This window comes from Vibrio fluvialis, from assembly GCF_900460245.1.
Classification (GTDB): domain Bacteria; phylum Pseudomonadota; class Gammaproteobacteria; order Enterobacterales; family Vibrionaceae; genus Vibrio; species Vibrio fluvialis.
The window spans coordinates 838,433-859,438 of the sequence record NZ_UHIP01000002.1 but is presented as its reverse complement, the minus strand read 5'-3'; the positions used below and the strand labels follow the sequence as shown (position 1 = coordinate 859,438).

Below are 21,006 nucleotides of genomic sequence, written 5' to 3'. Positions count from 1 at the left end.
ATTGCGATTAGTCCACCACTTCGATATCCGTTTCCGGAATACAACAGCAAGCCAGCACAACGCCCATATTGCGCTCATGCTCTTGTAGCGCGGGCACATCTGGCTGGTGCACCAAGCCCGATTCGACAGTCACTTTACACGAACCACAGAAGCCTGCTCGGCAACTGCTCGCAATCGCGATACCTGCTGCTTCCGCCTGTTCCAACAGCGTCGTCTGGTTGTTACCTTCAAACACATTGCCGTTGACACTCAATTGCAGCGTCTTGAACTCTTTCGGTGCGGTTTGAGCAACCCCAAACGCCTCCTGATGATAGGCAGCTTCCGGCAGACCCTGTTTCAGCAACAGGCTTTTCGCCTTCTGCATAAAACCATCCGGGCCACACACAAATACCTGACGCGAAGCCACATCTTTGACCTGCTTAAGGTGAGAGAGTGAAAAACGGCCTTTGAGGCCAAACCAATCCAGCGGTGGCTGCGTGAGTGAGATGAACACTTTCAGGCCATCAAATTCACGGTTGAGCTGTTCCAGCTCTTCACGTACCGGAATGTCTTCCACCGAGCGGCACTGATGATAGAACACCACATCGCTGATTTGCTGATGGTCCGCCAGATAACGCAGCATTGACAGCATCGGCGTCACGCCACTGCCCGCAGAGAGCAGCAACAATGGCTGTTGGTGTTGCTCTTTTTCAAGACGGAAACTGCCGTCAGGCAACTGAGTGGAGAGCGTATCGCCCACCTGCAAATTTTGCGCCAGCCAGTTGGAAACGCGTCCGCCGTCAATGCGTTTCACTGAAATCGCCAGACGCCCCGGACGTGACGGACTGGAAGATAAGGTGTAGCGGCGAGCAACATTTTCGCCATTCACCACCACTTCAATCGGCAGATGCTGGCCCGGCTGGTAACTCGGCGCCATACCGTGCTGTGGTTCGAGCCAGAAAGTGACAAAATCACGGGCGATCTCTTCGCGTTCCACGCACGTCATCAGATAGTGGCTCTGACCATTGTCGGCGTAGAACTCTTTTTCTTTGTATTCCAGCACTTCCACCACATCGCCAGTGCGGATCATGCCTTCATTCTTCGCCACCAAGTTCTGGCCGAAGAATACGCCGCCTCGTTCATTGGCGCGGAACTGGGACAGCGTTCTGAGCGGTTCTTTCGTCGGGCGGAATTCACCTTTCTTCACATCGACCGTAGTCAGTATGCAGCGTTCGCAAGGTTTCACCGCTTCAAACTCAACGTCACCGATACGAATGCGCTTCCAGCTGTCTTCGCCAAACGGTTCAGTCCCCGACACCACTAAGTTGGTGCGAAACTGATCCATGCTGTGCTGTTCCGGACTACGACGATTGAGTTCTTGCAGCGAGCCTTCACTGATCACCAGCAGCGGGTAACCGTCGGCAAAGCTGACATTGCCACCGACTTTCTCGCGCACACGGTTGGATTGCTCGCCGCTGAACAGCAGCTCAACACGTTGTCCCAATACCGCACTGAACCAGTCATCGGCTTCATCGGTGGTGGTGTAAGCGGTGAAGTTGTCGCTCCACACCTGAGCCGGCGCTTCCTGCATTTTAAAATCTTGATAACGCAGTTTGAGCGGAGACAATCCCTCAGCGGCGAAAATCAGGCCATCTGGGGTCAATGTTGAGCGCACCTTAACCATTCCCGGATACTTACGCGCCGTCACCATGCTGCCATCAGCCAGTGCCACCATAAAACGGCGGTCAAACATCAAACCCTGTTTTTCTACCCATGCATTGGACAGGGCGATACCACCGACAGATTTGACCGGATAGACGTTAATTTGAGAAAGATGAGCTGACGACATTGCAATTCCTTACGCACGATTATTATCCAGCGATGATAAAGCAAAATTGGCCCAACGACTAATGCGAGTGCATATCCTTAGCAATCAGCGCTGAGTAAACTGGCCAAAATGGCGATTTGGGGAGAATTTCAAAGAAAAGGGTGAAATGCCCCCCCTTTTCCTCTATCATCCTGTCGCCTAAACGGAAGCGTTTGCGCAAGACAATTCGCTGGCCGTTCAGGCTCCAATCACTCAACGCATTCATGGTGGGAGCAATTCATGACAACTCTAACGATCACACGTCCTGACGACTGGCACGTTCACCTTCGCGATGGCGAAGTTCTGACTGACACTGTGCGCGATATCAGCCGTTATAACGGACGCGCGCTAATCATGCCAAATACTGTCCCACCGGTTACCACGACGGAAATGGCGCTGGCTTACCGCGAACGCATCATGGCGGCGCAGCCTCAAGGCCAGTTTGAGCCACAAATGTCGCTCTATCTGACTGACAACACCTCACCAGAAGAGATTCGCAAAGCCAAAGCTTCTGGCGCCGTTGTTGCCGCGAAACTTTACCCAGCAGGTGCCACCACCAACTCTGATTCAGGTGTGACTTCAGCGAAAAACATCTATCCGGTACTGCAAGCAATGCAGGAAGAAGGCATGTTGCTGCTGGTTCACGGTGAAGTGACCACGCACGACATCGATATTTTCGACCGTGAAAAGACGTTCCTGGAGACCGTTCTGGCACCAATCGTCAACGATTTCCCAAGTCTGAAAATCGTGCTGGAACATATCACCACCGCAGAAGCCGTCGAATTTGTAAAAAATGCAGGCGACAACGTTGCCGCCACCATTACCGCTCATCACTTGCTGTTTAACCGCAACCACATGCTGGTTGGCGGTATTCGTCCACACTTCTACTGCTTACCCATTCTGAAACGTGCCACGCACCAGCACGCGCTGGTTGCAGCCGCGACGTCAGGTAACAAGAAGTTCTTCCTTGGCACTGACTCTGCGCCACACGCGAAAGGCAAAAAAGAAGCGGCTTGTGGCTGTGCGGGCTCTTACACCGCGCACGCCGCACTGGAACTGTACGCTGAGGTATTTGAGCAGGAAGATAAGTTGGATCAACTGGAAGCGTTTGCCAGCCACAACGGTCCGGATTTCTATGGTCTGCCACGCAATAGCGATACCGTTACCCTGACCAAACAAGCATGGGACGTACCGGCGTCGATGCCATTTGGCGGCGAGACTGTCGTGCCGATTCGCGCTGGCGAACAAGTGCAGTGGACAGTGAAATAATCCGCTGAGCCACGGCATTATCGGCTGACTAACAACGCGTTCGGCTGAATGACAAGCACAAAAAAGGAGAGGTTAACCTCTCCTTTTTTAATACTTTTCAGGCATTACGTTCAAGCAACACCAACACTTCAGCATGATCAGTATGCGGGAACATATCGAACCATTGCAGCTTCACACTGTGATAATCGCTGAGTTGTTCCATATCGCTTTTCATCGTCAGCGGATTACAGCTTGAGTAGATGATGTGTTTTGGCGCCAGCATCGCGAGTTGCTTCGTCAGCGCTTGACCTAGGCCACGGCGAGGCGGATTGACCAGCACCAGATCAGGCGCGGCATCCTGCCCTAATGAAAACTGCGCAGAGTCGAGTGCGGCAAAGCTGAGGTTATCGATCCCCATCGCACTGGCTGAACGCTTGGCACTGGCAATGGCTTCAGGTTCAATCTCAATGCCGGTTACCGCCGTGCTGGGTGATGCACAATGCAGCGCAAAACCACCCACACCACAAAACAGGTCCCACATGTGCGCAGGATCCAGCTCACGTACCCACTGACGTGCGGTCGCATACAACGATGCCGCCACCTGCGGGTTGGTTTGGAAAAAGCTTTTCGGACGAATCACCATCGGTACATCGTTGAACTGCTCCATCAGCACTTGCGTGTCGGTGAGAAAGATCTCTTCATCGCCCTCAAGCCTTGCCATGTGCACGGGCTGAATATTGACCGACACGACTTCAATCGCCGGATACGCCTCCAACAATGCAGGCAGATTGCGTTCAATACGTGGCAGAACATCCTTGCTGCGGCTGACAAAACGCAGCATAAACTGACCAGTGTGCTCGCTACGTGTGAGTAAGATGAATTTGAGTTCGCCCTTTTTTTTGGCTTTGTTGTAGGGCGGTATCCCAGCAATGCGAATCCATTGCTGCAGATACTCCAACAGCGCTTGAGTTGGTGCCGGATAGAGTGGGCACTGAGTCAGTGACAGCGCTTCTCCGTCAAGTTGGCTTTCAATCCCCAGAATCGGCGCATGAGCCGCGCCAAGCACGACCATTTTGGCCTTATTGCGAAACGCCGTCTCTTCACTCAGCATGGGCGGCAGCCATTGCTGCGGCGCGAGATCGGCCAGCAGATCTTTGAGGTGGGTATCTTTGATCTCAACCTGAGAAACGTAGGGTGTCGCGCAGTGCGTACACGAGGTGCAGCGCTGCTGTTCAAAGAATTCACAATGCATAAATGGTGACTGCCGGAGAAAGAAAAGCGCTAGTCTATTCCTTCACTGACAAATCACCATTGAGATAATTTATTGTCACGATAATTAAAATTTTAATTTCCGCGCACTTTATGAACAACTTCCATGACCGCGACAATCACCAGTCCGGCGACGACACCGATCAAGCCGTTCAACAGCGCAGGCACCAGTGAGCTCACCAGCGACAGATTCGGTAAGTCCATCAGCACAGGCTCAATCCAGTGATGAATCACCGGAACGTTGTGAACCACAATGCCTCCGCCGACCAGGAACATCGCTGCCGTACCGACCACCGTCAGTCCTTTCATCAATTTGGGAGCAAAGCTGACCAGCGCACTGCCAAGGCGTGCGCGCAGCCCTTCACCTTTGGACTTACGTTCAAGATAGAACCCGAGATCGTCCAGTTTCACGATGCCGGCCACCAGCCCATAAACACCCGCGGTCATAATGACTGCAATCAGGCTCACGACCACAATTTGCGTCAGCATCTCTTTGCCCTGCACCGTTCCCAGCGCAATCACAATGATTTCGGCAGAAAGAATAAAGTCGGTGCGTATCGCACCTTTAATTTTCTTCTGCTCATACTCTTCCACATTGAGCTGACTGAGCTCTTCCATGGCCTCTTCCGGATTTTTCTCGGGCTGAGAGTGAAACAATTTTTCCAGTACCTTCTCCGCGCCTTCAAAGCAGAGGAACAAGCCGCCAAGTAGCAACAGCGGCATAATCAGCCACGGAGCAATCGAACTGATGATCAGCGCCGCCGGAACCAGAATTAATTTATTGCGGAACGAGCCTTTCGCGACCGCCCAGACAACCGGGATCTCTCGTTCCGCAGCCACACCGGAAACCTGCTGCGCATTCAGAGCCAAGTCATCCCCCAGCACGCCTGCGGTTTTCTTCGCCGCCACTTTCGACATCACTGCGACATCATCAAGCACCGTCGCTATATCATCTAACAGAGTCAGTAAACTCGCACCCGCCATGAATATTCTCTTTATTTCTTATCATCAGTTCATTGAGACAAAATGTAACACTAACCCGGTGATTCCGTTAGTCATCACGAAAAGAAAAACGGCCGGAGGGACGATTTATGCTCCTGTCGCCAGTTGCGCCGGCAGCGGAGTGAGATTACCCTGCTTACTCTCTTATGCTTAACAGGGAAAGTCATGAACTCTGCTTACACCTACCCAATCGGTACTCCAGGCCAAAAATGGGGTAACGCTGAGCGCCAGGCCTGGCGCGCGCAAACCACCATCAAACGTGAGTATCAACAAGAAGTGGTCCCGAAAATCCAGGCTCTTAGCCAGTCATTCAATGTCGAACAGTATGGCGCGCTCTCTTACGATGCAGCCCGTTATCCGCTGTTTTGTCTTAAAACACGCGACTGGCAAGACGATAAACCGACGATTTTGATCACTGGCGGCGTACACGGCTACGAAACCAGCGGTGTCCACGGCGCACTGAAGTTTCTTGCGACGGAAGCCAAACGCTACGAAACGCATTTCAATATCGTGGCGGCGCCATGCATCAGCCCGTGGGGTTACGAGACGATCAACCGCTGGAACCCAAATGCAATTGATCCGAATCGTTCGTTTTATGCCGATACTCCGGCTGAAGAATCCGCCAATCTGATGGCGTTAGTGGCGACACTGCCAAACGTATTGATGCACATTGACCTGCACGAAACCACTGACACTGACGAAAGTGAATTTCGTCCGGCGCTGGCAGCACGTGACGGGATTATCTTTGAAGAAGGCTCGATTCCGGACGGCTTTTATACCGTTGGTGACACAGCAAACCCACAACCAGAGTTTCAGGCGGCCATCATCGCTTCCGTGCGCAAAGTGACACACATTGCGCCTGCCGATGACAACGGTGAAATCATCGGTTCTGAAGTGGTTCAGGATGGCGTGATTCTTTATCCGATGAAAAAGCTCGGCCTGTGTGGCGGCGTAACGGATTGTGTTTACGGTTCAACCACCGAAGTCTACCCAGACAGCCCGAAAGTCACGGCTGAAGAGTGCAATGACGCGCAAGTTGCCGCCATCATCGGCGCGCTCGACTACGTACTCGAACAGATCTGATTGCCTCAAAGCTGAAGGCTTGAACTACAGCAATCGGTTCTTATACTGCTCCGGGGTCTGCCCGGAGTATTTTTTGAACATCGCAATGTACGGACTGGCTTGGTTATAACCCAGCGTCAGCGCCACCTCTTTCACCGAATGACCATTGCGCAGCAGATCCATCGAATAAAGATAACGCACGCGCAGCCGCCACTCGGTAAAACTCATCCCCAGCTCCGCCTGACAATGTCTGGCCAATGTTCTTTCGGTGGTATGCACCCGATCCGCCCACTGCTGCAAACTGGTGTCATCGGTCGGGTTCTCTTCCACTGCCGCAAGAATCGGTGCCAGATATTTATTATTGCTGGATGGCAGAAAATGGTGCTGCGTTTCGCGCGTTGCCAGTTGATCGAGCAACACCTGCACCAAACGCAGATCCTGCGGCGTTTCTGCCACACTGATTTTCCGTTGACGAAAATCATCAATGATCGCGGAGACGATCGGTGTCACCTTGATCAGACTGGTTTTACTCGGAAACGCCGTGGTCATCGCCGCCGCGATATTGAGTGAACAATATTCGATCGGTTTGCGGTTATAGCTGCGGTGACGAATCCCCGCAGGCACCCAGATCGCCAGATGCGGCGGAGCGAGAAAACGGGTGTCTTCGGCTTCCATTTCCAGGATCCCGCCGGAAATCAGCTGTACCTGCCCCCAAGGATGGCTATGTTCGCGCGTTTCAGTATTGGAAAGAAACGCTTCGAAATTCATAAACACATCGGATGGTGCCTGCTCAATTGATAAGGATGGGTGAAGGTTTCTGGCGCGTTTTTTCAAACTTGTCTTCCTATCGCTCGCAATGTCGTTTTAGAGATATATGTAATTATATAGACCTGTCAAACTACTTTCCAACACGCAAATTGCGACGAGGCGCACATGATTTATCTCCTTCCACTGTTTACTGTGCTGATTTGGGGCGGTAACGCCATCGTCAATAAAATTGCATCGACCACCATCGAACCCAGCGCGATGAGCTTCTATCGCTGGTTTCTTGCCATGTTGTTGCTGACTCCGTTCTGCTTGCCGGCGGTCATTCGTCAGCGTCACATTATCAAACCCTATCTTGCCAAACTGGCCTTTCTGGCCCTGCTTGGCATGGTGCTGAACCAGTCATTGGGTTATTACGCCGGGCTGACTACCACCGCGTCCAATATGTCGCTGATTTCTTCTCTGGTACCACTGATGAGCGTCTTCATCAGCGTGCCGCTGCTCAACAAACGTATTTCCGGTTTGAGTATCGTCGGTGGCGTGATTTCACTTTCAGGTCTGACGTTTATGCTCGGTCAGGGCGACGTGCTGTTCTTCCTGAATCAGGATGTCACGCAAGGCGATGGCCTGATGGTATTGGCGGCATTGGTTTACGCCCTGTACTGTGTGCTGCTCAAACGCTGGAAAATGCCATTGAGCAACTGGACGCTGATTTATCTGCAAGGGATGTGCGCGGTGGTGATGCTGGTTCCGCTGTGGCTGACCAGTGAACATATTTTGCCAACCGATGGTTCGCTACCGCTGATCGCGTATGCGGGTATTGGCGCATCGCTGTTGGCGCCTTGGATGTGGGTTAAAGCGATCGACGCGATTGGGGCGGACTCGACCGCCATGTTCATGAACCTATTGCCTGTGGTGTCTGTCACTCTGGCGGCCTGGCTGCTCGATGAACGTATTCATGTTTATCATCTGATTGGTGGCTTGATGGTGATCAGCGGTGTCATATTGTCTCAGATGAAAAGCCGTCGTGTTCGAATCATGGAACCAATCGAAAAGGCACCTCAGGCGTAAGCATCGAAATGCGCATAAATGTAAACATTGGCATCCTTATATGTTCGTTTTATGTGAAACGAAGCTTAAAACGAGCAGTAATGCTGCAAAAGTCGCGCCAGTCGATTGAATTTAGTGCGCTAAACCGTACACTTGCACTACTTCAATGTATAAGGACATGCCAGTGAAAGCGGTAAAACGCCATCAAGAAATCATCGAATTAGTTCAGGCTCAGGGCTTTGTCAGCACCGATGAGTTGGTCGAACGATTCAATGTCAGTCCACAAACAATTCGACGTGATCTGAATGAACTTGCCGATGCGAACAAATTGCGCCGCAACCACGGCGGTGCGACCATCACCACCAGTTCAGAAAACTCTTCTTACCATACCCGTCAGGTCACCTCGCAAAGCGAAAAAGAGAAAGTCGCTGCCGCGTTGGTGAAACACATTCCTGATGGGGCGACGCTGTTTATCGACATCGGCACCACACCAGAAGCCATCGCCCGCGCGCTGATGGACGAGCACCACAATCTGCGTATCGTCACCAACAACATCAACGTTGCGACCATTCTGATGGCGAAGCCCGATTTCAGTATCATTCTTGCCGGTGGTGAAGTGCGAAATAAAGATGGCGGCGTAACCGGTGAAGCCACGCTGGATTTCATCTCTCAGTTCCGCCTCGATTTCGGCATTCTTGGTATCAGTGGCATCGATTACGATGGCTCGCTGCTTGATTTTGACTACCACGAAGTACGCGTAAAACGCGCGATCATCGAAAACAGCCGCTGTGTGTTCCTCGCTGTTGACCACAGCAAATTCGGCCGTAATGCCATGGTTAAACTGGGTACGCTTGCCGATGTGGATCTCATCATCACCGATCAACCGCCACCAAAAGAGATCGCCAGCTTTGCGAAAGAACACGAAGTGACCATTCAGGTGGCCTGATAAGAAAGCGCGAAACTCGCGCTTTCTTTCGTTTATCAGCGTTTACAGCAGGTAATCCGGACTGAAAACAAATGTCATCTTGCCTTTCGCGCTTATCTGATATAAATATCACTATCTGATTGTTGTTATTAGATTATTGCCCTTTATGCAGAAAATTCTCCGTCTTATTCAAGAAAACCAACAAATTACCAGCTATGAAGGTTTGGAGAACACGCTGTCGGCGCTCAATAACATCATCGACCACGAATACTTCCTGTTTGGATTGTCGCTGCAGCCGACGCTGACCACCAACGAAATGCTGATCACCGATAACTATCCGGCCAGCTGGCGTCAGCAATACGATGAAGCTGGCTTCATGCACGTCGACCCTATTGTGCAGTACAGCATGACCAACTTTCTGCCGATTCAGTGGTCCCACCTTCCACGCCTGAGCGGCAAAGCGAATGAAATGTTTGAAGAGGCGCGGATCAATGGCCTCAAAGAAGGTTTTTCGATTCCGGTACACGGATTACGCGGTGAATTCGGAATGCTGAGCTTTGCCACCTCAGACATCCGTCACTATGAGCTGAACAGCGAAGCGATTCAGACCTCGCAGTTGATCATTCCGCTCCTGTCGCACAACATTCACAACATTGCCCGTTGCCATAAAGACGCCGCGCCGCGCGCGGAGCTGACGGCTCGTGAAACCCAATGCCTGACCTGGGCCGCAGAAGGGAAAAGTGCCTGGGAGATCGCCAAGATCATCGATACCTCAGAGCGTACAGTGAAATTCCATATTTCCAACGCATGTAAAAAGCTTGGCGCGACGAATCGCTACCAAGCTATCACTAAAGCCATTTTAGGTGGCTACATTAATCCTTACGTCTGAATCAGGCCCCCACGCTGTCTCGGTAACGTTCATTCATTGGAATAAGCAGTGCGACTGAGCGGGTATCACCCAACATGTGGACCTGCTGATCGCCGACCCGCTCACACGGAATACCCAAACGTTTGATCAGTTTTTCCACTCCGGTCGATGTCACCGTTACGTAGCGTTCAATCCCCTGACTCTGCGCATGGTGGTACAGCGACTGAAACATCTTCATCGTGACATTGCTGACCCCACCCGACTGAGCAGAAAACTCCTTATCGACCGCAAAGCGACTGAGTTCATAGATACGCTCACCTTGCGGTGCCTGAACGTCGCCCAGAAGCTCGGGAAAGGTATCTTTGAGCATGTAGCTCTGTGTGGTCGGCAGAATGCGCCAGCAGCCAATCAGGTGCCCTTCATCGCCTTTGGCATAGAGGTAGTGGGCTCTCGGGATATCGTACTCATCGCTCTCCAGCCCCTGATGGGTTTCAAGCTCCCAGTGCAAACGTTCCGAAAACACTTTGTAGCGCAGTTTCAGCAACGCTCGGTAATCCTGAGCAGGTACAGTGGTGAATTGATAACTATGGATTGAGATACTCATCGGACTTCTCCTTTTTGTTGAGGGAGAAATCACGCTAAACAATCTCTTAGGTGACGAAACCTGTCCGATCGAACAGTTACGCAGTGACTTTGATTACATTATTATCAAGCCAACTGAATTACTAGCAATCAGTTGGCTTAAAAAATCAGGTACGGCAGATTTATAAAATAATTCGTACCCTTCCGACATGGCCCCTTTTGCATCACGCAAAAGGGGTTTTTTCTTGCCTGAAATACCGAATCAAAAACAAAATGAACAAAATATTGCGATTAAGTTATAGATTCGTTATTAGTACTGCTAATTCCCCTGTCCGTGTCAAACAATGAAGGAACAGCCAATGAGCAGTGGCAAACGTGATATTACTCTGCGCTTTTTAGCAGAGCCTGGTGATGTAAATTTTGGTGGTAAAGTTCATGGCGGCGCCGTGATGAAATGGATCGACCTGGCAGCCTACGCCTGTTCTGCCGCATGGAGTGGTAAATACTGCATTACGGCTTATGCTGGCGGTATTCGCTTTGTGGCACCGATCCACGTTGGCAACCTGGTCGAAGTCAGCGCGAAGGTCATTTATACCGGTAAAACCTCAATGCACATTGCGATCGACGTGCAAGCATGCGACCCGAAAGAGCTGAAAAATCGCCTGACCACTCACTGCATCGTCATCATGGTGGCGGTGGATGAAAACGGCAAACCGACGGCCGTTCCTGAATGGATTCCGACCAGCGATGAAGACATTGCCCTGCGCAATTCTGCCGTGCGGTTGATGAACATGCGCACCGAAATCGGTGAAGAGATGGAAGCGCACGTCAAATACCTCAAAGCGAAATAACCCCTTTGCGCCGCAGTCATTCACTGCGGCGTTTTCTCTCTTCTGTCATCTTTGTCATCGAACCTTCATTTTTCTCTGCTTTAATGCCCGATTAACAGGCAAACGTGTGCCTGAAAGGACAGAGAAAACACACCAATGGCATTAACCCTCAGCGATATCACGCTCAGTGAAACTACTTTAACCAACCCAAAAGCTGTCGAGTATCAGTGGGTACGAACCATGTATGTCGAAGGCTACCAGTCAACGGAGATTAACCATTACATCAAGGCATGCTTTGGCGGCGATGAGACGTTTGCTGATCTGTTTCGTAAAGTCGCGCTGCAACAAGAGAGTCTGTATGTACTGTTGCAATACATAGGTTGTGCGCCATCCAGTCGTGAGTTCTGATTTTTCTGTATTGATAGAACGCATTGCAACAACAATTCAGATCTCGCTCGCACTCCCATGCGCCCCCCCTTTTGTCCCTGTTTGCCCGCTATATACTGGCTCGCGTTACCCAATGGCCTGCGAGTACACCTTAATTGCCATAAACGACAGACATAAAAAAACCTGAGCTATGCTCAGGTTTTGGTTACAAAAACTGTTAGTCGTTGATAGTAAGGAATAGAGCTAACAGCCAGCTATGCGTAACGCCAGAATTTGCACCCTTCTTAACTGATCGGCGGCCAAACCAAAAGTGTTAAGGGGATACAAAATGGGCGACCTCTCGGTCGCCCTTATCGTTGTTATCCTTTGACACCGCCAGCCGTCAGTCCTCCGACCAACCAGCGCTGCGCAAGCAGGAATACGATAGTGATAGGTAATGCAGACAAGACTGCCGCTGCCGCGAAGTCGCCCCACAAGTAGTTTTGAGGGTATAAATACTGCTGCATACCAACCGCAAGTGTGTACGAGTTTACATCAGAAAGTAGCAAAGATGCTACAGGAACTTCACCCACCACCATGATAAACGACAGGATAAATACCACCGCCAGAATTGGCACAGACAGCGGTAACAATACCAGTTTGAACGCTTGCCATGGGGTTGCGCCATCCAGCGCTGCCGCTTCTTCCAACGAATTATCGATGGTTTCGAAGTAACCTTTGATCGTCCATACATGCAGTGCGATACCGCCCAGGTAAGAGAAGATCAAACCGCCATGCGTGTTCAGCCCCAGGAACGGAATGTACTGCCCCAGTTTGTCAAACAGCGCGTAGATAGCCACCAGTGCCAGAACCGCAGGGAACATCTGGAAAATCATCATCGCTTTCAGGATGGTCTCTTTGCCTTTGAAACGCATACGGGCGAAAGCATAAGCCGATGTGGTCGACAGCGACACGATCAGCACCGATGAAATCGCCGCGATCTTCACTGAGTTCCACAGCCAGGTCAGTACCGGGAACGGCGGTGGTGTTACACTTCCATCGGCGTTCGTGACCGAGAAGCCCAGCGCCAGTTTCCAGTGTTCCAGAGACGGATTATCCGGAATGATGCTGCCCGTTGCGAAGTTACCTTCACGGAATGAGATAGCGACAATCATCAGTAACGGGAAGATGATGAGCGCCAAAAATGTGCACAGTGCGATGTGTGATGCCCACACACGGTATTTGAGCGATTTGCCTTGAACCATTGCCATCGTCGTCGCTCCTCTTAATTCTGACTGACTTTAGTAAAACGTAGGTTGAGCAGCGCCAGAGCGCCCACCAACAAGAAGATCAGGGTTGCGATAGCACTTGCCAGACCAAAGTCCTGACCACCAGCACCTTCAAACGCGATACGGTAGGTGTAGCTCACCAATAGGTCGGTGTAACCCGCTGGCTCAGACGTACCAATCATGTTCGGACCACCCGCCGTCAACAACTGAATCATAACGAAGTTATTGAAGTTAAAGGCAAAGCTTGCAATCAACAGCGGTGTCAACGGTTTGATCATCAGTGGCAGAGTGATCTTAGTGAAGTTCTGCACGAAGTTGGCGCCGTCAATCGCGGAGGCTTCGTATAAGTCATCCGGAATGGCTTTCAGCAGACCCATACACAGAATCATCATGTAAGGGAAACCCAACCAAGTGTTGACGATCATCACCATGCTTTTCGCCAGGAACGGATCCGAGAACCATGCCGGGCTGATACCAAACAACGCTTGCAGCACCATGTTGATTTCACCAAAGCTCTGGTTAAACAGACCTTTAAAGATCAGAATCGAGATAAATGCCGGTACCGCGTAAGGCAGAATCAGTAGCACACGGTACACAGAACGGCCTTTCAGCTCTTCCCACTGCACCACACTTGCCAACACCAGACCGATGATCAGAGTGAAGATCACCGTCAGTACCGAGAACACCACCGTCCAGATGAAGATGCTGATGAACGGTTCTTTGATACCATCGTCTTTCCACACACGTTCAAAGTTGTGCGTACCGATGGAAACGATAAAGCCCGGAGAGACAGTGTTACCGACAAACTGACCATTCTCATCAATCGGTTGGTAGAAACCCACTTCCATGTTCGGACGCAGCGTCTCACCCGACTGGTTGTTGACCAGTGTTTCACCATCTTCCTGCAGCGTATACAGCGGAACCACCGCCGCAAATTTGCGCAGTCCGCTCATGCGAATGTCGTCACCCGACGGGAAGTGCAGATCCAGGCTGCCCAACGCATTGCGGTTACTGATGATGGTTTTGATTGGCTCTTTGTCACCGCTCATTGCATCTACCGGAGCCAAGTCGAGATCCGACGGCACACTGGTGATAGAGAAAGGCTGAGTCGCGTACAACGTCTCACCGTCTTCAATGGAGATACGGTAACCTTCATCGGTGCTGTAGAGATTGAATGGGTAGCTTTCCCCACTTTGGAACGTACGGTCCATCAGGACAGATTGAGCACGCTCAAAGGAAAGCTGGTTCTTCGCGCTGTAGTTGGTAAACGCCAGGTTCACCGTATAGGCTAAAGGAAACAGGATGAATAGGATCATCCCAGCGATACCTGGATAGATATAACGATGCGCGTAAGTTTTCTTACTGCCGAAAATGTAGAGAGCAAGAGCAGTAAGGATAAGGGTCAGCAAGGCAAACGCCAGCTCACCACGGGAATACATTAGAATCGTTGCATAGCCATTCACGATACCCACTGCGCCTAATACGGCCCATTTGATGAATGCGCGCTTGTTGGCCGGAAGTGTCGTTGCTGGTGCTGACATCGCCTCTGTACCTTGAATTGACTGCATAGAACAACCTGCTAGCGAAATAAAAACTTAGAAAGTAAGGAGAGGTTGCCCCCTCCTCAAAAGATAGACGAAAGTGTACTTACTTTGTCATTTGTTTTTCTGCATCTGCCAGAGCGGCATCTACAGTCTGGCGGCCATCAACGATGTTGATGATTGCGTTTTTCGCTGCACCCCAGAACGCGTTCATTTGTGGAATGTTCGGCATGATTTCGCCGTTCATTGCGTTGTCCATGGTCGCTGCGATACGAGCATCTGAATCCAGTTCACGTTGGAAAGAGTTCAGAGCAACCGCGCCCAGTGGTTTGTCGTTGTTCATCGCACGCAGACCATCGTTGGTCAGCAGGTAGTTTTCGATGAACTCTACAGCCAGATCTTTGTTTGGAGAAGCGGTGCTGATACCAGCAGTCAGTACGCCTACGAATGGTTTAGAAGACTGACCGTTGAATTTCGGCAGAGTGGTGACACCGTAGTTGATACCTGATTTATCAATGTTGCTCCAAGACCAAGGACCGTTGATGGTCATGGCTGTGTTGCCTTTGTTGAATTCAGCTTCAGACACTGAGTAGTCCATATCCGCAGAAATCACGCCTTTGTCAACCAGGCCTTTCACGAAGTTCATCGCTTCTTTCACGCCTTTCTTGTCGATACCCGCGTCTTTCACGTCGTAACCGTCAGACGTGTATTTGAATGCGTAACCGCCATCAGCCGCCATCAGTGGCCAAGTGAAGTACGGTTCTTTCAGGTTCCACATGATCGCTGATTTGCCGTCTTTTTTCAGTTTTTCATTCAGAGCAGCCACTTCTTCCCAGCTTTTCGGTGGGTTTGGAACCAGGTCTTTGTTGTAAATCAGAGACAGAGATTCAACCGCGATTGGGTAACCGATCAGTTTGCCGTTGTATTTCACTGCATCCCAAGCGAAATCTACGATGCCGTCTTTTACTTTTTGTGACGGTTTGATTTCAGTCAGCAGACCCGCTTCTGCGTAACCACCAAAACGGTCATGAGCCCAGAACACGATATCAGGACCATCACCAGTGGCAGCTGTTTGAGGGAACTTGTCCTGAAGTGCATCAGGGTGAGCAACTGTCACTTTAATACCTGTGTCAGCTTCAAACTTTTTACCCACCTCAGCCAGACCGTTGTAACCTTTGTCACCGTTGATCCAGATAGTAAGTTGTCCTTCTTGAATAGCAGCGTGTGCACCAAACGAACCAAGAGCAACCAAAGTACTTAGCGCTACAGTGCTTAGGGCGTTTTTCATGTTCATATCCTTTTTATTAGTGTTGTAGGGCTCACCAGATGAGGTTTCGCCGTATTTCGCCATATATCATCAGAAAAAACGGGCACTTCCTCATCATCCTACTCCCTACGCCCTTTGCATTATGGCGTATTTTCGTGATCTCTATCGTCCAGAGTTCGAGAGAACAGTCACAAAAAAAACATGGTTTGTGATCAACCTCAAGTTCATGGCAATCAATAATTTGAACTGGATCTAACTCGGCGTTTTTACCCCTCCTCCACCTCCTCCTTTTCTACTCCCCCTGCAAAAAAAGTGATTAGGAGGATGTATTGATAGTTCACTTTACGGAAACTAAGCACATCCAAGAGTGGATGGTAAGAACCCTTTCCAGTATGTCAGATTGTACTGGCTTGCATCGCCGAATTGGTTTGCTGTCACAGATCGTGCGTTCGTGGTAATTATTGTACGGGGGAGACGCGCATCTGTGCCGGGGGAAGCAAACCGATTCTTGGCTTTGATGGGTGATGCTTTCTTCAGACCCTTTGTCTGAAGACATCACCCTTTCTTTTCTTGCCTGCCAGCTCTTCGATAGACAAACATAAAACGGTGTGCGGCACGACCGCAGAAATCAGACACGCTCATCTGAGTGTGGATTCACCTAAAAACGTATTCCTACTGTTATTGCCTGTAAGTCATTTTTTTATAAGAAATTTCATATAATGAAGGGCAGTAATCATTAAAAAATCTTGATCCGAGGACGAGCTAGATGGCGAGTGTCACGTTAAAAAATGTATGTAAAGCTTACGGCGATGTGCTGATTTCCAAGAATGTCGATCTGGACATCAAAGAAGGCGAATTTGTGGTCTTCGTTGGCCCGTCAGGCTGTGGTAAATCAACCCTTCTGCGCTGCATTGCCGGCCTGGAAGATATCACCTCCGGCGATCTGTTCATCGGCGAAGAACGCATGAACGACATCGAACCGTCCAAACGTGGCGTCGGCATGGTGTTCCAGTCTTACGCGCTTTACCCTCACCTCAATCTGTACGATAACATGTCGTTTGGCCTGAAACTGGCCAAAGCCGACAAGAGTGAAATCAGCAAACGTGTAGAACACGCTGCCGATATTCTTCAGCTCAGCCACCTGCTGGATCGTCAACCTAAAGCGCTATCCGGCGGTCAGCGTCAGCGTGTGGCTATCGGCCGTACTCTGGTTTCTCAACCGAATGTATTCCTGCTGGACGAACCGCTGTCTAACCTTGATGCGGCGCTGCGTGTGCAGATGCGTTCTGAAATCACCAAGCTGCAACGCAAACTGGGTTGCACCATGATCTACGTTACCCACGACCAGGTGGAAGCGATGACCATGGCAGACAAGATTGTGGTGCTGGATGCCGGTTTTGTCTCGCAAGTGGGTAAACCACTAGAACTGTATCACTACCCGCAAAACCGCTTTGTGGCGGGATTTATCGGTTCACCGAAGATGAACTTCATGAGCGTGACTGTTGATGAAGCAGAGAAAGAGCGCGTGAAAGTGCGCCTGTCCAACGGCTTCTCGTTCTGGATTCCGGTGGATGGCACAACGGTCACTCCGGGATCTCGCATGTCGCTGGGTGTTCGTCCTGAGCATTTGGTGGAAGCAGGCGAAGGTGATGCGCGCATCGAAGGCAAAGTGATGATCGTAGAGAAACTGGGTAACGAAACTCAGGTATACATGAACGTGAAAGGTTCGGACTCAGACATCATCTACCGCCAGCCAGATACTCTGGATATTGAAGTCAGTGATACCCTGACCATCGGTATTCCGGCGCACCGCTGCCACCTGTTCCACAGTGATGGCCGCGCATGTCAGCGTATGTTCAAAGAAAAAGGCGTTGAGTTTAGCGACGCGTAATCCGTTGCCAACCGCAAAATAACACAACGGCCTCTTAACTCAGTTAAGGGGCCGTTTTACATTGTTCGCCAAGCGCTATCGTTTCGCTTTCGCCTTTCTCATCACCCGCCGTCAGCTTGACTGGCAACTGCTCTGCGCTCAGTCCGAGATTAAGAGTGGTCTGTCCTTGCAGGCGATGCAAAATGCGGCTGCCAGAGACCGATTCAGCCCGCACCGAACCGGAGAAATCCGGCTGACTGACCAACGTTAACCGCAGTTTCTGGTCATCCCCGTAGGCGCAGGCAATGTGAATTTTGCCATTCAACAATGAGGTTTCCATTACCACCTCCTTCTTTGCGGCACTCAACGGCGACGCAAGAAAAAAAGCGGCGCAGAGCGCCGCTGTATACAAGGTTTTCATAGCCAAACCTGATGTTGTTAGTACTGTGCAATATTCACAGTATTTGAGTTGCTGCCAACCAGGCTCACGTTCGCAACGTCACCAGAAGTTTGCAGAACAGAGATACTGTTAGCGTTACTCCAGTTAACATAAACGTTCGCTTCTGAGTTGAAGCCAGTTTGAGTTACGTATATATCGTTGTCAGAGCTGTGCATCACGTCGATGTCAGCATCGTTGGAAACGCCAGTTTGCGCCACACCAATGGTGTTGTCGTCCGCGTACATCACATCGACATCCAGATTGTTAGCCGAACCGTTTTGAGTAAAGGTCACATCATTGCCAAAACCGCTGTCGATCAGAACATCCGCCACGTTGTTGTCACCAACCACAGTCCCTGTCACTGTGCTGCCGTCAGCCCAATCCAGCACAACATCAACATCGTTCGAATTGCCGTACGAAGCCAGCGTGACGGTGCTGTCGTCGGTGCCGTGTTTCAACGTGACATCCGTGGTGTTGTGTGCGCCATTCTGCACCACACTGACGGTGTCATTGTCGTAAGAATAAGCGTGATGGTTGAAATTCTCAGTGCTGATGTTGGCTTCATTCGACACACCAGACTGGTCGATAGAGAAGTCTGCGTTATCAGCACCCAGTGCCGTAATGGTGCCTTCGTTACCAAAACCACGCTGAGTCACCGCTAGCGTTGAATCTTCTACCACAGCCGCATCAATTTGCGCATCGTTCTGACCGCCAAACTGATAAATCGTCAGCGTGTTGTCTGAAGAGAAACCAGAATTGATCACCGCATCGTTACCCTGGAAAGGAGAAACCTGAGTGATCGACACATCTGAGTCGTCAGTCAGGAAAAGGTTAGCGGTTGCATTATTGTTTGCCAGGGCGCTACCAGACGCCAACGCAGCTGCGATAAATAGAGCTAGTTTTGTTTTCATGACAATTTCCTTTATATCATATTGTTACATTTGAATAGACATGTATCGATATATCGTTCGCTATGATGATTAATATTGCGTAACAAATACATTGATACCTGAGCCCCCAATTATCGCAACGTAGTCATTACCATTTTGACTGATGCCATAATTAGAACCTCCATTATCGACAAGATAAGCCTGATTATTATTACTACGTTGATTAATACTCATGGAACTTCCGGAACCGTTTTGAATAATCGCGGCAATATTGTAATTACCGTTTTGATTTATCCACGCATTATTGGAATAACCATGTTGGCCAATAAATGCTTCATTTCCTGTTCCGGTTTGAGTAACCAACGCAATATTCTCAGAACCGCCTTGCCAGATTCTCGCCTCACTTCCTCGGCTGTTTTGCTGGACAACTTTGGCTTTGTTGCCTGTCAATCCACTCAACTGCTGAATTGACACTCGGCCTCCAATGGCATTTTCCATTTCCACTTCGGCATAATTATCGGCGGTCACAATGTCTTCCAATTCATTGAAAGTACTCAAATCACCAATACCGTTGCCAAAACCACCCATGGATGAATCACCATAACCGATAGCAATCAAATCATGACCCGAATGTCCTGGGCGCTGGGCCGACCAAGCGACACCAGCAGAGACGATTGCCAGAGCGATCAACATAAACAACTTCATGACGTAGGCAGTAATACGGTTGGACATATTTCCTCCCTGACGTAAAGAACTGTGTGTTCTCGAAGAAATAGATTAATAGGGATAATTGCTTTTCACCATCAACTTTAAATTAATATTGATAAGTAAATTTTTATTATTTAGTTGTCTTGTAAACAAGCATATATCCGCATTTAGTATTAGAGGAGTTTTATTCAAACTAACACTTTGGTTTATTTCAAAAACCTTTAATTAAAACTAACATTAAGCCATTGTCAGACGCTTATTTACCTATGGTAATTTCAATGAAAAATATGAGTGTCGTATATGCATTCTCTTTAAGTTTCCTGCTTACTTCAGCAAGTGTGTCCGCCAGTCAGGAAGACTCAGGAAAGCTGGAAAATAACCAACAGCTGGAGAATAACGAGCCACTGAATCTGAACGATATCGATGGGCTGATCATCGACCGCACGATGACCCGCTTTGGCAATAATTTTTACACCGAGTTTTCCCGCTACATCAACGATCAACACGAGGACCTAAAAGAGAACCTCACCGTAAAAGAGCGGGCAACGGCCTCTCAGGGCAGCATTATCAGCGTTTGGCATGCGCAGAAGCTGGTGTATCGCACCACCTTATCGCCGGGCGCCCGACAGGCGCAGGAGAAAGCCAAGGCCGCGGCGGACATAGTAAGAACTTACTTAACACGTTGGAAAATCCAACGTTTGTATTCGGATACTTTTGACCTTGCTCATGACGAGCTGTGAAAGTAGCGACAGAAAGGACACTGAGATGAATAAGCACACGAACCGAAAAATCTGCTCCGCATTGAGCTTGGTCTTCGCCCTCAGCGGTGGGGGATTGCTCGCCTCCCCCGCCTTGGGCTCGGCGCTGGTGTATGAACCCGTCAACCCGACCTTTGGCGGCAATCCGCTCAATACCACGCACCTGTTCAACCGCGCCGAAGCGATCAACGATTATGAAGCCGATGATGACAGCAGCAGCTCCTCTTCGCTGCTTTCGTCATTAACTTCAACCCTGCAATCCAGACTGATCAGCCAACTGCTGTCATCCGGTGAGGCGGGCAGTATTGAAACCGATGATTACTCCATCATCGTGACCGATAACGACGGTTCGATGACGATTTCCATCATCGACAAATCCACCGGCGAATCGACATCCATTGAAGTATCCGGGCTATAAGCAACCAATAGGG

Annotated in this window: 21 protein-coding genes; 10 read left to right on the top strand and 11 right to left on the bottom strand. The window is 50.1% G+C overall.

The features are described 5' to 3' along the window. Positions 1–7 precede the first annotated feature (7 nt). On the bottom strand, positions 8–1,828 hold the full coding sequence (locus DYA43_RS18980) for a hybrid-cluster NAD(P)-dependent oxidoreductase (RefSeq protein ID WP_061055384.1): 1,821 nt from the start codon (positions 1,826–1,828) through the stop codon (positions 8–10). Between the two features lie 258 nt (positions 1,829–2,086). Here DYA43_RS18980 and pyrC point away from each other — a divergent pair, with 258 nt between their 5' ends. After that, on the top strand, positions 2,087–3,115 hold the full coding sequence (pyrC, locus tag DYA43_RS18970; RefSeq protein WP_061055383.1) for a dihydroorotase: 1,029 nt from the start codon (positions 2,087–2,089) through the stop codon (positions 3,113–3,115). 97 nt (positions 3,116–3,212) lie between these two features. Here pyrC and rlmC read toward each other — a convergent pair whose 3' ends face one another. Further along, positions 3,213–4,346 (bottom strand): 23S rRNA (uracil(747)-C(5))-methyltransferase RlmC, encoded by a 1,134-nt coding sequence (gene rlmC, locus DYA43_RS18965; RefSeq protein ID WP_061055382.1) that lies wholly within the window; start codon positions 4,344–4,346, stop codon positions 3,213–3,215. A gap of 92 nt (positions 4,347–4,438) precedes the next feature. Beyond that, positions 4,439–5,347, bottom strand: a complete 909-nt coding sequence (locus tag DYA43_RS18960) for a DUF808 domain-containing protein (protein WP_061055381.1) — start codon at positions 5,345–5,347, stop codon at positions 4,439–4,441. Between the two features lie 183 nt (positions 5,348–5,530). Between DYA43_RS18960 and DYA43_RS18955 the strand changes: the two genes are divergently transcribed. Next, entirely contained in the window at positions 5,531–6,448 is a 918-nt protein-coding gene (locus DYA43_RS18955) for a M14 family metallopeptidase (protein WP_020328965.1), read from the top strand. Positions 6,449–6,472: 24 nt separating this feature from the next. On the opposite strand, the gene DYA43_RS18950 is transcribed toward DYA43_RS18955, so the two are convergent. Next, on the bottom strand, positions 6,473–7,261 hold the full coding sequence (locus DYA43_RS18950) for an AraC family transcriptional regulator (protein ID WP_061055380.1): 789 nt from the start codon (positions 7,259–7,261) through the stop codon (positions 6,473–6,475). Positions 7,262–7,360: 99 nt separating this feature from the next. Between DYA43_RS18950 and DYA43_RS18945 the strand changes: the two genes are divergently transcribed. The 3 genes from DYA43_RS18945 (at position 7,361) to DYA43_RS18935 (ending at position 10,056) form a co-directional block, all read left to right on the top strand. Then, entirely contained in the window at positions 7,361–8,263 is a 903-nt protein-coding gene (locus DYA43_RS18945) for a DMT family transporter (protein ID WP_020328963.1), read from the top strand. Between the two features lie 163 nt (positions 8,264–8,426). Then, a complete protein-coding gene (locus DYA43_RS18940) occupies positions 8,427–9,188 on the top strand; it encodes a DeoR/GlpR family transcriptional regulator (RefSeq protein WP_020328962.1) in 762 nt (253 codons plus the stop codon). A gap of 145 nt (positions 9,189–9,333) precedes the next feature. Next, positions 9,334–10,056 carry a LuxR family transcriptional regulator gene (locus DYA43_RS18935; protein WP_061055379.1) on the top strand — a complete coding sequence of 241 codons (723 nt, stop codon included), beginning with the start codon at positions 9,334–9,336 and terminating at the stop codon, positions 10,054–10,056. 1 nt (position 10,057) lies between these two features. Here the strand turns inward: DYA43_RS18935 and DYA43_RS18930 are convergent, their stop codons facing one another. Then, complete coding sequence (locus tag DYA43_RS18930) at positions 10,058–10,639, bottom strand: acyl-homoserine-lactone synthase (RefSeq protein ID WP_020328960.1); 582 nt, start codon at positions 10,637–10,639, stop codon at positions 10,058–10,060. Between the two features lie 337 nt (positions 10,640–10,976). On the opposite strand from DYA43_RS18930, the gene DYA43_RS18925 reads away from it, so the two are divergent. Together DYA43_RS18925 and DYA43_RS18920 are read left to right on the top strand one after the other, a co-directional pair. Then, the gene (locus DYA43_RS18925; RefSeq protein ID WP_020328959.1) at positions 10,977–11,468 is read left to right on the top strand and encodes an acyl-CoA thioesterase; all 492 of its coding nucleotides are present in this window, start codon (positions 10,977–10,979) and stop codon (positions 11,466–11,468) included. A gap of 135 nt (positions 11,469–11,603) precedes the next feature. Beyond that, complete coding sequence (locus DYA43_RS18920) at positions 11,604–11,855, top strand: hypothetical protein (RefSeq protein ID WP_061055378.1); 252 nt, start codon at positions 11,604–11,606, stop codon at positions 11,853–11,855. 338 nt (positions 11,856–12,193) lie between these two features. Here the strand turns inward: DYA43_RS18920 and malG are convergent, their stop codons facing one another. The 3 genes from malG to malE form a co-directional block, all read right to left on the bottom strand. Next, positions 12,194–13,084 carry a maltose ABC transporter permease MalG gene (gene malG, locus DYA43_RS18915; RefSeq protein WP_020328957.1) on the bottom strand — a complete coding sequence of 297 codons (891 nt, stop codon included), beginning with the start codon at positions 13,082–13,084 and terminating at the stop codon, positions 12,194–12,196. A gap of 14 nt (positions 13,085–13,098) precedes the next feature. Beyond that, on the bottom strand, positions 13,099–14,670 hold the full coding sequence (gene malF, locus DYA43_RS18910; protein WP_024375421.1) for a maltose ABC transporter permease MalF: 1,572 nt from the start codon (positions 14,668–14,670) through the stop codon (positions 13,099–13,101). Positions 14,671–14,749: 79 nt separating this feature from the next. Beyond that, positions 14,750–15,931 (bottom strand): maltose/maltodextrin ABC transporter substrate-binding protein MalE, encoded by a 1,182-nt coding sequence (malE, locus tag DYA43_RS18905; RefSeq protein ID WP_024375422.1) that lies wholly within the window; start codon positions 15,929–15,931, stop codon positions 14,750–14,752. A gap of 745 nt (positions 15,932–16,676) precedes the next feature. Here malE and malK point away from each other — a divergent pair. Further along, on the top strand, positions 16,677–17,801 hold the full coding sequence (gene malK / locus DYA43_RS18900) for a maltose/maltodextrin ABC transporter ATP-binding protein MalK (protein WP_061055377.1): 1,125 nt from the start codon (positions 16,677–16,679) through the stop codon (positions 17,799–17,801). Between the two features lie 43 nt (positions 17,802–17,844). Here the strand turns inward: malK and DYA43_RS18895 are convergent, their stop codons facing one another. The 3 genes from DYA43_RS18895 to DYA43_RS18885 form a co-directional block, all read right to left on the bottom strand. Continuing rightward, positions 17,845–18,120 (bottom strand): hypothetical protein, encoded by a 276-nt coding sequence (locus tag DYA43_RS18895; protein WP_020328951.1) that lies wholly within the window; start codon positions 18,118–18,120, stop codon positions 17,845–17,847. Between the two features lie 98 nt (positions 18,121–18,218). After that, complete coding sequence (locus DYA43_RS18890; protein WP_020328949.1) at positions 18,219–19,130, bottom strand: hypothetical protein; 912 nt, start codon at positions 19,128–19,130, stop codon at positions 18,219–18,221. A 69-nt stretch (positions 19,131–19,199) separates the two neighbouring features. Then, on the bottom strand, positions 19,200–19,841 hold the full coding sequence (locus tag DYA43_RS18885; RefSeq protein WP_061055376.1) for a curlin subunit CsgB: 642 nt from the start codon (positions 19,839–19,841) through the stop codon (positions 19,200–19,202). A gap of 263 nt (positions 19,842–20,104) precedes the next feature. Between DYA43_RS18885 and DYA43_RS18880 the strand changes: the two genes are divergently transcribed. Next, complete coding sequence (locus DYA43_RS18880; RefSeq protein ID WP_075990041.1) at positions 20,105–20,557, top strand: CsgE family curli-type amyloid fiber assembly protein; 453 nt, start codon at positions 20,105–20,107, stop codon at positions 20,555–20,557. A 25-nt stretch (positions 20,558–20,582) separates the two neighbouring features. Then, entirely contained in the window at positions 20,583–20,993 is a 411-nt protein-coding gene (locus tag DYA43_RS18875) for a curli assembly protein CsgF (RefSeq protein ID WP_225869396.1), read from the top strand. Positions 20,994–21,006 lie beyond the last annotated feature (13 nt).